Source organism: Phyllobacterium zundukense, assembly GCF_025452195.1.
GTDB lineage: Bacteria > Pseudomonadota > Alphaproteobacteria > Rhizobiales > Rhizobiaceae > Phyllobacterium > Phyllobacterium zundukense_A.
In genome coordinates this window covers 339,192-352,754 of sequence record NZ_CP104969.1, presented here as the reverse complement: position 1 = coordinate 352,754, position 13,563 = coordinate 339,192, and the positions used below count along the sequence as shown (strand labels likewise).

The 13,563-nt window shown below is 57.3% G+C and carries 10 protein-coding genes and 1 pseudogene; 8 read left to right on the top strand and 3 right to left on the bottom strand.

Features of this window, described 5'->3' with window-relative positions; genetic code table 11:
* Nucleotides 1-130: 130 nt before the first annotated feature.
* The 5 genes and pseudogenes from N8E88_RS01625 to N8E88_RS01605 form a co-directional block, all read left to right on the top strand.
* Nucleotides 131-1,426 (top strand): annotated as a pseudogene (locus N8E88_RS01625) (cytochrome c biogenesis protein DipZ); the annotation flags it as partial.
* Between the two features lie 69 nt (nt 1,427-1,495).
* Complete coding sequence (locus N8E88_RS01620) at nt 1,496-1,681, top strand: hypothetical protein (protein WP_262290430.1); 186 nt, start codon at nt 1,496-1,498, stop codon at nt 1,679-1,681.
* Between the two features lie 62 nt (nt 1,682-1,743).
* On the top strand, nt 1,744-2,253 hold the full coding sequence (gene msrA, locus N8E88_RS01615; RefSeq protein WP_262290429.1) for a peptide-methionine (S)-S-oxide reductase MsrA: 510 nt from the start codon (nt 1,744-1,746) through the stop codon (nt 2,251-2,253).
* Between the two features lie 162 nt (nt 2,254-2,415).
* Nucleotides 2,416-3,300, top strand: coding sequence for an alpha/beta hydrolase (locus tag N8E88_RS01610; protein ID WP_262290428.1), 885 nt, complete (start codon nt 2,416-2,418; stop codon nt 3,298-3,300).
* Nucleotides 3,300-4,046, top strand: coding sequence for a 4'-phosphopantetheinyl transferase family protein (locus N8E88_RS01605; RefSeq protein WP_262290427.1), 747 nt, complete (start codon nt 3,300-3,302; stop codon nt 4,044-4,046). Before N8E88_RS01610 ends, N8E88_RS01605 begins: the two co-directional genes overlap by 1 nt.
* Here N8E88_RS01605 and N8E88_RS01600 read toward each other — a convergent pair.
* The 3 genes from N8E88_RS01600 to N8E88_RS01590 are packed head-to-tail and all read right to left on the bottom strand — an operon-like array spanning nt 4,043 to nt 9,666.
* Nucleotides 4,043-5,389, bottom strand: coding sequence for a lysine N(6)-hydroxylase/L-ornithine N(5)-oxygenase family protein (locus tag N8E88_RS01600; protein WP_410010497.1), 1,347 nt, complete (start codon nt 5,387-5,389; stop codon nt 4,043-4,045). The genes N8E88_RS01605 and N8E88_RS01600 overlap by 4 nt on opposite strands.
* Before the next feature lie 26 nt (nt 5,390-5,415).
* Entirely contained in the window at nt 5,416-9,411 is a 3,996-nt protein-coding gene (locus tag N8E88_RS01595; protein WP_262290426.1) for a non-ribosomal peptide synthetase, read from the bottom strand.
* A 39-nt stretch (nt 9,412-9,450) separates the two neighbouring features.
* Nucleotides 9,451-9,666, bottom strand: a complete 216-nt coding sequence (locus tag N8E88_RS01590; protein WP_262290425.1) for an MbtH family NRPS accessory protein — start codon at nt 9,664-9,666, stop codon at nt 9,451-9,453.
* A gap of 172 nt (nt 9,667-9,838) precedes the next feature.
* Here N8E88_RS01590 and N8E88_RS01585 point away from each other — a divergent pair, with 172 nt between their 5' ends.
* Genes N8E88_RS01585 through N8E88_RS01575 form a run of 3 tightly spaced genes read left to right on the top strand, consistent with a single transcriptional unit; the run spans nt 9,839 to nt 13,451 of the window.
* Complete coding sequence (locus N8E88_RS01585) at nt 9,839-10,861, top strand: GNAT family N-acetyltransferase (protein ID WP_262290424.1); 1,023 nt, start codon at nt 9,839-9,841, stop codon at nt 10,859-10,861.
* Nucleotides 10,858-12,270 carry an MATE family efflux transporter gene (locus N8E88_RS01580; RefSeq protein WP_262290423.1) on the top strand — a complete coding sequence of 471 codons (1,413 nt, stop codon included), beginning with the start codon at nt 10,858-10,860 and terminating at the stop codon, nt 12,268-12,270. The genes N8E88_RS01585 and N8E88_RS01580 overlap by 4 nt, the downstream gene beginning before the upstream one ends.
* Nucleotides 12,267-13,451, top strand: coding sequence for a PLP-dependent transferase (locus N8E88_RS01575; protein WP_262290422.1), 1,185 nt, complete (start codon nt 12,267-12,269; stop codon nt 13,449-13,451). The genes N8E88_RS01580 and N8E88_RS01575 overlap by 4 nt, the downstream gene beginning before the upstream one ends.
* Nucleotides 13,452-13,563 lie beyond the last annotated feature (112 nt).

Here is a 13,563-nt window from a genome sequence, read left to right as displayed (position 1 = left end):
GATACATTGGCCCACAATTTTGGCTGGTTGAGACACATGCGGGATACGTCGCAGGCATCTTGTCCCCCGCAACGGCTGAACTTCGGCCGCTGCGCTTCGGCGCTCCTTCAACTATCCAAAGGATACGATGATGACCCTTCCGGTTATTGCTTACCTTGCTGGTGTACTGACAATCCTCAGTCCGTGCATCCTGCCCGTCCTGCCATTCGTTTTCGCGCGTGCAGAACAGCCGTTCGTTAAAAGCACGCTGCCGATGCTCGCGGGCATGGCGATCACTTTTGCTCTGGTTGCGACGCTGGCGGCGGTCGGCGGCAGCTGGGCGGTTCACGCCAATGAATATGGCCGCTACGCTGCAATCGGGCTGCTTGCGATCTTCGGCTTGACGCTTGTCTCGACACAGCTTGCGACAATCCTGACACGGCCGGTCGTTGCGTTTGCCAACAGGCTGTTGAATTCGACCGGTGGACCACGTTCGGTGCCGACGGCCGGCAGTTCGCTGGTTCTCGGTGTTGCAACGGGCCTGCTCTGGGCGCCTTGTGCAGGACCGATCCTCGGTCTGGTTCTGACAGGCGCTGCGCTTCAGGGTGCGAACGTTCAGACAACCTTGCTTCTGCTTGCCTATTCGGCGGGTGCCGCAACTTCGCTGGGCTTGGCCCTGCTCATCGGCGGGCGGGTGTTCACGGCGATGAAACAATCGCTCGGTGCGGGTGAATGGGTCCGCCGCGGACTCGGCGTTGCCGTACTTGCAGGTGTCGTCGCGATTGGTCTTGGCGCCGATACGGGTTTGCTTGCGCGGCTTTCAACCGTTGGGACGGGAAAGATCGAACAGGCGCTGCTCGATGCATTACATACCAAGAAGCCAGCTTCAGCTACTGCAGCGATCACAACTGACGGTCCTCAGCTTGCGCTCAACGCTAGCGAAGCATTCCGCAGCGATCTGCCGGTTGAGGGACAGTTTCCTTCACTCGATGGAGCAGTCGAGTGGCTGAACTCGCCGCCGCTCACGACAGAGCAGCTTCGCGGTAAGGTCGTGCTGGTCGATTTCTGGACGTTCGCTTGTATCAACTGCATCCACACCGTGCCCTATGTTCGGGCCTGGGCGGAAAAGTACAAGGATCAGGGCTTGGTCGTGATTGGCGTGCACGCGCCGGAATTCGCTTTCGAACGCAAGATTGAAAACGTCAAGAAGGCCATAGGCGAATTCAAGATAGGCTATCCGGTTGCAATCGACAACAACTTCGAAATCTGGAAGGCATTCGACAACAGCTATTGGCCGGCCCACTACTTCATCGATGCCAAGGGCCAGATCAGGTACCACCATTTCGGCGAAGGCGACTATGAGGAGTCGGAAAAGGTCATTCAGGATTTGCTTGCCGAGGCGAAAGGCCAACAGGCGGCCAAGACTGTGCCGGCTCCGATTGCAAAGCAGGGCTGACCGAAGATGGATATGCCTCGGGCGTCAGGCCCGCGGCCAAAACTTTTAAGGAGACATATCATGCGATTTGCCGTTTTATCCCTGATCGGCATGGCGGTGCTGATCTCGCCATGCGTCTATGACACCGACCCTCGAGAACCGTCGCCTCTGGCCGCATTGATTACGCAGGGCGATCCCCAACTTGCGGCTGCCGGGATTGAATTCTCAAGCCGCAATCCCGACATCTCAACCGAAACAATGCAGTGACAGAGTGTGCCTCACAGGCATAAACTACTGCAAATTCCATCACAATGAATGGAGGACATCCAATGACAAAAGAACGGGCAGTGCTGGCCGGCGGTTGTTTCTGGGGGATGCAAGACCTCTTCCGGCGCTACGACGGTGTCATCTCGACACGTGTCGGCTACTCCGGCGGTGACGTGCCGAATGCGACCTACCGTAACCATGGAACCCATGCGGAGGCCATCGAGATTGTCTTTGATCCCCACCGGATCAGCTACCGGCAAATTCTCGAATTCTTCTTTCAGATCCACGATCCAAGCACGCGTAACCGCCAAGGCAACGACGTTGGACTGAGCTATCGTTCGGCGATCTTCTACACCTCCGAAGAGCAGGAGCGGATTGCAAAAGACACCATCGAGGATGTCGACGCTTCCGGCCTGTGGCCTGCCAAGGTGGTGACTGAAGTTGCGCCGGCCGGGGATTTCTGGGAAGCCGAGCCCGAGCATCAGGATTATCTCGAGCGCATTCCGAACGGCTATACGTGCCACTTCATCCGGCCTGGCTGGAAACTCCCGGTTCGGGAGAAGATAGCCTGAACCATTGCGACCAACAGCAAAGGCCGGTGTTCGCACCGGCCTTTTTATTCGCATATCAACGACGAAATTAAATATTGACTGAGTTAGTCATGTTTTATACTCAGACGGCAAGCTCTGCTCCACCAGAGCGAACCTGCACCGAAATCCCATAGCGATGGATATATGCAAACATTTCCGAATTCATCGCCCGCCCTTGTCGGACACACAACATTTCACGATGTGATTTCCGATCGAAACGGCGCGGTCTACCGGATATTTATCTATCGCCCGCCCGGTGATGCACCCGAGCAGGGCTGGCCGGTACTTTACATGACGGACGGCAATGCGGTGATCGGCACAGCAGTCGATGTCATGCGGGCGCAGGCGAGCTATCCGAGTGGTACCAATGTCGGACATGGAGTCGTCGTGTCCATCGGCTATCCCCTCGACGCTGCATATGATCCCCTCCGCCGCTCCTGGGATCTTAGCCCGCCGCCCGGTCAGACCTATCCGCCATTCTACGAAAACAGCCCGGTAGTGAAAACCGGCGGTGCCGAAGAGTTCCTGGGATTTATCGAGGAACAGATAAAGCCGCTTGTCGAGGCAACACATCCGATTGACCGGAGCCGTCAAGCGCTCTTCGGCCACTCCTTCGGCGGTCTTTTCGTGCTCTACAGTCTCTTCACCCGGCCTTCAGCCTTTACGACCTGGATCGCCGCCAGTCCGTCGATCTATTGGGAAGACCGGGTCATCGATCAATTCTATCCGTCGTTTGCTACCGCTCCGAAGACGAGGGAGAACGCAAGGCTGTTCCTCGCCTGCGGCGAGTATGAAACCGACAAACTGGCGCCGTTTCAGCTTGGTGCGACCGACGAGGCGGAGAGGCTCGAGCAGAAGAAAGTCACGCTGAACGATGTGAATGCCATGGAACTGGTGGAGCGGCTGAACAGCCTGCCGGGCCGGCCGATACGGGCGCAATTTGAAATTCATCCCGGTGAGAATCACATGTCATTGCTGCCGGTTGCCGTCAATCGTGCGATCCAGAATGCATTCGCCGTTAGACTGTGATGATGACGCTGCCGTGCGATCCCCTGCCGGACTTGCCGGGTGTTCGCATCGATCAAATGGAATCCGGCGTTGATATCTGGTGGTGGGCCTATTCGCTCGATACGGACTGGAGCCGAATACGTTTTGCACTTGTCCCTGACGAGCGAGCGCGAGCTACGGACTTCCATTTTGAGAAAGATGCCTGGGCTTTCATGGCGGGGCGGTATTTGCAGCGGTCGGTCCTGTCGTTTTATACAGGTCTGCCAATGGCCGATCTGAATATCGTCTCCGGATTGCACGGCAAACCAGCTCTTGCCGGGCAGTCCGACGGAATTGCCTTCAATCTGTCCAACACGGAAGGGTTCGCGGCCTTTGCGATCAGCCGGGACGCCGTGGCACTGGGTATCGACGTCGAAGCCCTCACGACAGTAATTGAACCCGAGACAGCTTCATTGTTCTGCTCGGTAGCAGAGTCCGAGATGCTCTCGGTGCTGCGCGGCCCGGCGCGTCAGTCGCGGCTTCTGAGCTATTGGACCTTGAAGGAGAGTTACCTCAAGGCGACAGGCACCGGCCTGACGGCAGCGCCGGAACAACTGAACATCCGGCTGGACCGCGGGACGAACGCTATTCTTATGGACAAAACGCCAAGTGGCGATGACGCCTTGTGGCATCACCGCCTTTTTCTCGCACCTTCCGGTCATTTGATTGCAGTTTCAGCACAGTCGCAAAGAGAGGAACTGCTCTTTCGTCAGCGTGAATTGGACTAATAGTCGACGGCGATGTTCTGACCCAAAGCGTCGTGTCCGCTCGACAGCCAGTTCACCTGCGAGTCGTGTGGCTCCAGATCGAAGTGTGGCCGGCCCACCAGCGAATTGATGATATGCGCGCTGCGCCACGCCATGAGGCTCAACTGCGAGTCGGCAATCCCGTGACTGTACCTCCCGGCATTCTGCGCGAAAATCCGGTTCTGTTTTGGGCCATTCCAGTTGAGGCAGTATCTGTCGTCCAGAACGGGGCGATTATGGCGGTCGAACTGAATGCGGTCCGATAATCCGGCAAATGCGTCGGGAAGCCTGAATTGATATCCCGTTGCCAGGACAATTGCATCGGCATGGGCGACCTCGACGCCACCGTCGAAACGATTGCGTACGATCAGGCGGTAGCCATCCTTGTCGCTTTCGACCTGGATGACGTCACGGTTGGGTGAAAGTTTCGCATCGATGTTCCGATTTTCCAGATAGCGCAGGCTGTAAAGCCGCCGGTAAATGGCGTTGATTGTCGAAATAGACAGCCCGTCGCTTGTGAGGATCGAAGCTTTCAGTGCGTCCAGCTTCTGGTCACTGTTGAGATTGAGATAGGCGTAGACATATTCCGGCGAGAAGACCTGATTGGAAAACGCTGTGTCGTTGATTGGCTCGAAATTATGCCGGCGGCTGAACCAGTTGAGTTCCTTTAGCGTCGACTTTGCGTTCAGCAGCGCTTCCACAACTTCGCCGCCACTCTGTCCACCGCCAATGACCGCGATGCGAGACGCATTGAGACCGGGCAGGCGATGCTTTGCCTCCGAATTGTGGAAACATCTTTCACCGAGGAAGGGTGTCGCCCAGGACGGTACGGATGGTGTAGTACCCGTACCGAGCACGAGATTTCTGGCGGTTACCGCACCGCTATCAAATTGGACATGAAATTTGTCCTTGTCGAATTTGACTTCTCGTACGGTAGAGCTGAAACTGAGGCTCTTTAGCTGGCTAGCGACCCACTCCAGATACCGGGCGAATTCACGACGGGGCACCGCATCATACTGGGCGTTGAGAAAGGCATAGAGCCGCTTGTGCGCGACAAGGTAGGAGATGAACGACCATGGGCTGGTCGGCATGACTGGGGTGACCAGGTCTTTCAGATAGGAAGATTGCAGTTCGACATCCGGCAGCATCATGCCGGGATGCCAATCGAAACTTGCGCGGCTCTCGTAGAAATGCGCCCTGACATTCCCGACGCCGTCAAGGAGCGATGCCAGGCTGAGATTCGAAGGTCCGATACCGATGCCGGCCAGATCCAGGGCCTCGCTTGCAGGACTGGTCCGATCATTGTTTGCAAACATCGCAGTCATCAGAATTCCTTTCGGTGACGCGTTGGTCAAAGAGCTTCGTTCAGCCGGTGTGCCAGCCGGCTGTGAAACGCCTGGGAGCCGATCACGTGCAGATGGTTGGTGCCGGAGATGATTTCCGCAGGGTTGGCTCGAGGGGAATAGCGGCGCCAGTCGATGAGATTGAGGCCCCGGTTCAGACTGTCGTCGGCCGCCCAGGAGTGGATGGGGACATTGTGAGGCTGCAATTGATGACGCCGGAAGATCAGGGCATTGTCGATGAGGATCCAGAATGTGTGTTCGCGACTGCTGATATCGGGACCATCGGTCGGAAGTTCATCCTTCTCGTCGCCGACGAAACGCAGGAACTGGTCATAGGTATCCGCGTCCATGACACCGAGCAACCGGTCCCATTCCGTGCGCATCGCGGTCTGCGATAGCCACTCCTGCACCATCCGGTGCAACTGGTCGCGCTCACCCGGTTTGAATCGCGGCGTTGAGCCAATGGCGAATTCGGTTCCGAGGTCGCAGACGTCGACCATGGTGATCAGACGCAGATCGATCTCGTCGCCTAGCCTGCGCGCTGCCTCATAGGCCAGCAATCCGCCCCATGACCAGCCGAGGAAATAGCAAGGCTGGCCTTTGCTGTGGCTTCTGATGTAGTCGACATAACTCTCGATGATCTCATCGACCGACGCACCGATCTGCTTCTGCTCGGAGAGCGAATAGCAGATGAAGCCGGTCGCAGGCTGGTCCGCTCCAAGATAATCGACCAGCTTGACATATTCGCGCGTGCTGACCAGCAGGCCGGGGAAGCAATAGAGCATGGGCTTTGTGCCGGAAGCGCGCAGCACGATGACCTCGCTTCCAGCCTGATCGTTGCCCGCCTCAATGACTTTGGCGAAGGAGCGGATCGTCGGGTTGTTGAAGAGATCGGCAATTGTCGTGCGGTTCTGCGGCTTGCGCTGACGCAACGCGGAAAGAATCCGGATGGCGCCCAGCGAATTGCCGCCGATGGCAAAGAAATTGTCCTCGACGCTGATTGGGCTGACATTCAGGATCTGTTGCCAGATATCGAGAACATCTGCTTCCATCGCGTTTTGAGGCTCGATGATCGTCCGCCTGAGCGGCGTTGGCGCAGGCAGTGCGAAGCGATCAAGCTTGCTGTTCGGATTGATCGGCATGCTCGTAAGCGGAACGATCGCAGTGGGAACCATATAGGCGGGCAGGGCGCGCTCGAGCGCCGAATGAATCTCGGCGATCTCCAGTTCCCGTCCCTGTTTCGGCACGACATAGGCGACGAGCATCTTCTGCTTGGTGGCTTCATCGTCACGCAGGACGACGAGCGCTTCGCCAACGCCATCCTGTTGCAGCAGGGCAGCTTCGATCTCGCCAAGTTCGATGCGGTAGCCCCGCAGTTTCACCTGATGATCGACGCGACCGACAAATTCCACCGTGCCGTCCTCGCGCCAGCGAGTGAGATCGCCGGAACGGTAAAGGCGCCCGCCTTCCTTTGAAAACGGATCGGGAATGAAGCGGTCGGCGGTAATGTCAGGCTTGCCGATATAGCCACGGGCCATGCCTTCGCCGGCGATGTAAAGTTCACCGGTCACTCCGATGGGGCAGGGGTTCAAATCGGGGTCGAGCACATAGACACGGCGATTGCCAACCGCGCGGCCGATCGGCGCGTAAGTCCCTTCGAATTTCTGCCCAGCGCGTACTTTCCAGACCATCGGCGTCATGATGGTTTCGGTGGGACCATAGCCGTTGATCAGCCATTCCGACTTCAACGCTTTCGACAAAAGATCGAAAGTCTGCTGGGCCAGACCCTCGCCGCCGAATGAATAGAGCCGCATCGGGGGCGCGCTGTCGGTGAGATCAGCCCATTCGGCCAGCTGCTGGAGGTAGGTCGTCGGAATGCTGGCATTGTTGGCACCGTGCTTGCGCATCGCTGTCAACGTTTCTTCCGGTGTCCAGAGTGGCTGGTCGGGAAGGATAATACTGCCGCCTTCCATAAGCGGATTCATCCATCGTTCGTGCCCGCCATCGGAACTGAAGGGCAAAAACGGCAATTCGCGCGATAGCTCGCTCATGCCATAGACACGGGAAGTATTCTGCATGTGGTGGGTCAGGGGACCGTGTTCGACGGCCACTCCCTTCGGCAGTCCGGTCGAACCGGACGTATACATGATATAGGCGAGCTGGTTCTTGTGAACATGCACATCAGGGGCTGTGCCGGGTTCCTGGTCGAGGTCAAGTTTGTCCAGCTCCAGAATGATGGCATCAAGTCCGTCGGGAATGCGATCGAGCAGCCAGCTATTGGTCAGGATTACCTTCACCCCGCCATCATGCAGAATATGATGATTACGCGTTGTCGGATGGTCAGGCTCGACCGGAATATAAGCACCGCCTGCTTTCAGCGTCGCAAGGATGCCGACAATGGCCTCCGGCGAGCGCTTCACCGCGATGGCAACGCTTATATCGGCCCCAACGCCGAGCTTGATCAAACGATGTGCAAGTCTGTTGGCGCTTTGGTCTAACCTGGCATGGCTCCAGACTTCGTCGGCATAGATGATGGCTGTCTTGTCCGGCGTGCGTGCCGCATGGGCGGCGATGTGTTCGTGCACGGGGCGATCGTCATTGACGCCATCATCGTCATAGGGAGCGGACAGGATATCGAGTTCGTCCTCGGCAATGAACTGGATATCCTTGATCCGGATGTTCGTCCCACTGATGGCCTGGGCCAAGATCCGGCCATAATGGAGAGAGGCCCGCTCGATCAGGCCCGGTTCGTAGATATCCTCCGCATAGTCGAACAACCCATCCAGCCCACCCGATTCATTAGGTGAAACAACGAGCGCAAGCTCGACATCGGAACGGGGGGCGAGGGTGGGCAATGTCACCGGCGCAAGATCGAAATGAACGCGGGGTTGGCGGAACTCGAACAGCGATTTGACTATCGCATCCTGCTCCCGCTCCTCATGTGTCTGGATTTCCTGTACCAGGCGTTCAAACGGGACCAGATTGTGCGTGCCAGCTGCAATTGCGGAGTCCACTGCACGGCAAACATCGAGCACGCGTGCCCTTGAGGTGAGCTCAAGCCTGAGCGGCAAAATCTGTTCAACGCGGCCGACGGTTTGTCGACGTCCATCTGTGTCACGGTTTGATAAAAGGATGCCATGCTGCAAGTTGTAGTTGCCGCTATAGCGGGCGAGGAGAATTGCAAATGCTGCGGACAGCAGGAGATCTGCCTTCACATTGTGCTGCTTCGCATAAAGCTTGACGCTGGTCCACAGTGTTGCGTCGAGTTGGAATGGCAGGTGGCGACGTTTGGCACCCGCATAACCACTTGCGTTGAAACGTGTCGGCAAAGTTGTCGCCGTGTATTCCTCGCCGAAAAGATTGCGCCAATGGGCGAGCGCGGTGGTGAAATCGTTCGTCTCCAGCCACTCCTCTTCGCGGGCACCGCGCAACAGGTTGTCGTCAATGACCGAGGCCAGTGCCTCATTATTGATGAGCGCGATCAGATCCCGTTGCAGGATCGAGAGAGCGGCATCGTCGCAGACAATCGGATGCACGACGATGGTCGAGTTGAGCGAGCCTTGCGCCGTCACGATCAACTGGCCGCGGGATGACACGCCGCTGAGCAAATCGAAGGGCCGGGAGATAAACTCGGCCTCGTGTCTTTCCGTTTCCACTGCCGTCAGTGGGTTGCTGTCGCTTCCAAGAGTCTCGACCGGAGGAGCCTCGCGCGCGTCTGAAAATTGCTCGATACGACCGCCGGCGAAACGGCGAAAGCGTGTGCGCAAGGCACTATGACGTTTTGCCAGTTGCGCCAGTGCGTGCTGCAGCTGATCGAGTGTAACGGAGTTGTTCCAGCGTAAGGTGAGAACCTGCAAGGGGAAAACGGTGCTGTTGCCGATCTGCTCGAGCGACCAGATGCGTTTTTGCGCAAGGCTCAAAGGAAAGCTGTCGGAGGCACTGCGGGAAACGTCATCCACCGTGACGGTATCGTTGGCCTGATTTGGTGCGAATAGCTTGTTCATATTTTCACCGGTCCATTATCTGAATTGTGAGCGTGGGGCTCAGGCCATTGCCTGCTGCAAGCCAAGCGGCCTTGGGTCAACCCAGATTTCCTTGATCTTTTGCAGGCACTCGTCACGCGTGCCGCTGACCGGTTCCTTGCTCCAACCGACAGGCAGTGCCTTGTCGTCGGCCCAGACGGAATGGCGATCTTCGCGGTCGCGAACAACACTCCAGGTCTCGGGCCAGGTTTCCGGCAATAGTTCTCCTGCAGACATCGTGCAGACTCCTAAACAGATAAACATGATCAAGAGACGGACGAGGTCACCTGCAATTTAAGCGAGAATGGAGAAAAATTTTTCAAAGATTGGCCTAAATCGACGCCGGCTTATTACGTCTCTGTAGCAAAGCCGCGCCTAACACCCGCGGCGCGATGCTGCGGAGTGTGCCATGACCTTCATATCCAACCTTGCCGACGAAACACGCCTTGAGCGGTTCCCCGTCTCATTCCGCTTCCTGAAAACCGCCGTACAGCCAACGCCGGAGACATTGCGGGTTTCCACAACCAGCGGCGCTCACACTGTCTCGGTGCAGAAGACACCGGGCGGGTTGAAACTTGGTTTGCCGGATCTCAAGGAGGTCGACGCAATCCCGGTTCTGTCGTCCGCCATCGAATTCATGACCTCTCAGTCGCGCGAAACCGGGATGATCGAGATCGACAACACGCCAGCATCCGACTTCCCGCTCGGCACATTTGACGGCGATCGCCTTTTGATTGACCCGCGATCATTCTGGCAATGGCCGGCACCATGGATTGCAAAGCCGGCTTATCCACATCCGCAAGTGTATGTCTTGAGTAATGGACAATATCATCCGAAACGGTCCCGAAAGCCGGCAGGCGTTATCTACGACCGTTATATTCCATGGCTCGACCAGAGCCTGTCTTTTCTGATCGCCGACCCCAAGGCCGATCTCGAGCATTTCCATCGCTGGATGAACGACGAACAGGTTAACGCGATCTGGGAGGATGGCGGTGACAGGCGCAAGCACGCGGCTATTCTCGAAGAGCGCCTGAGCGACCCGCACATGCTCGCGCTGATCGGCTGCTTCGACGGTGTGCCATTTGGATATTTCGAGGTCTACTGGGCCAAGGAGAACCGCCTCGGGCCCTATTATGATGCGCAGGACTATGACCGCGGCTGGCATGTCGCTATCGGCGAGCCGGCCTATCGCGGCAAGCAGTGGATCACCGCCTGGCTCCCGTCATTGATGCATTTCATCTTTCTCGATGATCCGCGTACCCAGCGCATTGTCGGCGAGCCGCGCGCCAGCCACGAGCAGCAGATCCGCAATCTCGACCGCTCGGGATTTGCCAAGGTCAAGCACTTCGACTTCCCGCACAAGCGGGCGTTGCTGGTAATGTTGACCCGGGAACGCTTCTTTGACGATCGTTTCTGGGTTCCGGCACCATGACGGTGAAGCCGAAGCGGGCCTATTTTGCACCTGATGATCTGAACGATCCGGCACTGACACGTTTGATCTTCCGGCTGGGGATGCCTGCGGTTGCAGGTCTGTCGATCAACGCCGTGCATCACACGATCAATATGGTCTTCGTCGGCATGATCGGCAGTCATGAGATCGCGGCGATCACCGTTGTCCTGCCAATCCTGATGATGGTCGGAGCGATTGGCGAGGGGCTGGGCGTTGGTGTTGCCACCGCCGTCGGTCGTGCGCTCGGTGCCGGCGATCCGCAGCGGGGCAGCACGACGGCGTCAACACTTGTCATGCTGGCGATACCGCTCGGGCTCGCGCTGACGGTTGCAATTCTCCTCTTCAAGCGGGAGCTGCTCGTCCTCTTTGGCGCCAGCGAAGCCATCCTGCCATTGGCCGAGCACTATCTTGCGATCGTAGCCTTTTCGGTGACGCTGACCATGCTGCAGATACTTTCGGATTTTATCGCCATTTCAGAGGGCAACACGCGATTCAGCATGTGGACGCTGATGGGCTGTTTCGCCCTCAACATCGTACTCGATCCAATCATGATCTTCTGGTTCGATTTCGGGCTGGCCGGTGCAGCAGTCGCGACCATCTTGTCGCAGATTGCTGCGCTTGCCGCTTATTTCATCTACTTCCGCCGGCGGATTGGCACCTTGCACCTAGCTGCGCGGTTCATGGCACTGCGCATCGATGTTCTGAGGCCGGTCCTTCTCATTGGATTTCCGGTAACGCTCACAAGCATGTTGAGCAGCATCAGTTTTGCTGTGCTGTTCACTTTCGCCGGCTTCTATCGTGGGGATGACGGCATTGCCGGGGTCGGCATCGCGATGCGTGTCCTGACCCTCGGCATGCTGCCGATTGTTGGCCTCTCGCTCGGCGGGCAGGCGGTGTTGAGCTTCGCTTGGGGCTCGAAAAATCCCGCTCGCCTGCTCGCGGCGTCCCGAACGCTGCTGGCGCTCACGTCTACATTTGCCGTCCTATACGGTCTTGGTGCCGTACTGCTGCGCTATCCTGTCGCCGCGATCTTCACAAATGACGTCGAAATCGCGGACATTGCGGCAAAGACGCTCGTCGTCACACACATTCCGTTCGTTTTCTTCGGTGCGAGGCAGATCCTGCTGGTACTCCTGCAGGCGCAGGGCCGGGCGCGTCTGGCGGGGTTCATCAGCGTTGCGCAGAACGGTTACTTTCTCCTGCCGCTCCTCTTCATCCTGCCACACTGGTTTGAATTCGAGGGAGTTCTGGCCAGCCTCTTTCTTGCGCCGGCTCTGACTGCACTCATGTCATTGGCTATTCTCGTCATGACCCTGCGCCAGCTCCGTGACCATTCGTCATCCAATCCGATCACCAGTTTCAACAGCATCGCGTCTGAGAGGGCCTCATGAACAAAGCCATGCCACCGCAAGAATTCAATGCCGAAATGCCGGACGATCTGTTTTCACCAGTCGATAACGCTGCGTTCAATGCGGTTTCGCCGCCGATATTTCAGACCTCGCTGTTCACCTATGACACCTATGAAGCCATGGAGGATGTCTTTGCCGGGCGGTCCCGCAACTATATCTATTCGCGCGGCGATAATCCTACGGTGCGGGAGTTCGAATTGTTGACAGCCCGGCTGGAGGGTGCCGAGGATGGACGCGGGTTTTCCAGCGGCACCGCAGCGATAACAGCAACGATCCTGAGCCTTGTTGAAGCTGGTGACCGGGTTGTCGCGGTCCAACATCTCTACAATGATATCTACCGGCTGTTCGTCAAACTGCTTGCTCGTTTCGGCGTCACGGTGGACTTCGTCGATCCGTCCAACCATGACGAGGTCCGTGCTGCCTTGCCCGGTGCGAAGCTGCTCTACCTGGAAAACCCGACCTCGATGGTTTTCGAATTGCAGGACATTGAAGCCTTGACGACGATGGCGAAGGAATATGGCGTTACGACTGTCATCGACAATTCCTGGGCAACCCCGCTGTTCCAAAAGCCGATCCAGCATGGCGTCGATATCGTCATTCACGCTGCGTCGAAATATCTTGGTGGCCACAGTGATACGGTTGCCGGCGTGGTTGTAGGTCCGCGTGATCTGATCGCCAAGATCAACAGTTCGACCTACCCGTACATCGGTGCAAAGCTTTCACCCTTCGAAGCCTGGCTGCTCCTGCGCGGTATGCGGACATTGAAGGTGCGGCTGAAGGAACATATGCATAACGGGCTCGTGCTCGCCAAGCATCTGCAGCAACATCCGGACATTGCGCTCGTCCGTCATCCCGCCTTCTCTGATCATCCGGGCAAGAAAACGCTGACGGGTTTTTCCGGTCTGTTCGCGTTCGATCTAAGCCCCGATATTGATGTGGCGCGTTTCGTCAACGCTTTGCGCCATATCCGGCTTGGTGTCAGCTGGGGCGGACCGGAAACGCTTGTGGTTCCAGCAAAGGCTGCGTTGCAAATTCCTGACCGCATGACCTCCTTCGTTCGTTTCGGCGTCAATCCGCAAACCATACGTTTTGCGGTCGGTCTCGAGGAGCCGGAAGTGATCTGGAGCGATATCCAGCAAGCGCTGCATGGTGCGCGTCTGTAGCATTGAGGTCACAGCCTCTTGCTGATTGGGCAGGGCGCGTCAAAAAAATCGGCATTTTACCGATCGCGCCTTGACTCACATAAGATGACAAATGTAGTCATCTTTAAACATG

Coding starts and splice junctions, on each gene's coding strand:
- msrA (WP_262290429.1), top strand. CDS start 1,744: ATGACAAAAGAACGGGCAGTGCTGGCCGGCGGTTGTTTCTGGGGGATG.
- N8E88_RS01580 (WP_262290423.1), top strand. CDS start 10,858: ATGACGGTGAAGCCGAAGCGGGCCTATTTTGCACCTGATGATCTGAAC.
- N8E88_RS01605 (WP_262290427.1), top strand. CDS start 3,300: ATGATGACGCTGCCGTGCGATCCCCTGCCGGACTTGCCGGGTGTTCGC.
- N8E88_RS01595 (WP_262290426.1), bottom strand. CDS start 9,411: ATGAACAAGCTATTCGCACCAAATCAGGCCAACGATACCGTCACGGTG.
- N8E88_RS01590 (WP_262290425.1), bottom strand. CDS start 9,666: ATGTCTGCAGGAGAACTATTGCCGGAAACCTGGCCCGAGACCTGGAGT.
- N8E88_RS01575 (WP_262290422.1), top strand. CDS start 12,267: ATGAACAAAGCCATGCCACCGCAAGAATTCAATGCCGAAATGCCGGAC.
- N8E88_RS01600 (WP_410010497.1), bottom strand. CDS start 5,389: ATGACTGCGATGTTTGCAAACAATGATCGGACCAGTCCTGCAAGCGAG.
- N8E88_RS01610 (WP_262290428.1), top strand. CDS start 2,416: ATGCAAACATTTCCGAATTCATCGCCCGCCCTTGTCGGACACACAACA.
- N8E88_RS01585 (WP_262290424.1), top strand. CDS start 9,839: ATGACCTTCATATCCAACCTTGCCGACGAAACACGCCTTGAGCGGTTC.
- N8E88_RS01620 (WP_262290430.1), top strand. CDS start 1,496: ATGCGATTTGCCGTTTTATCCCTGATCGGCATGGCGGTGCTGATCTCG.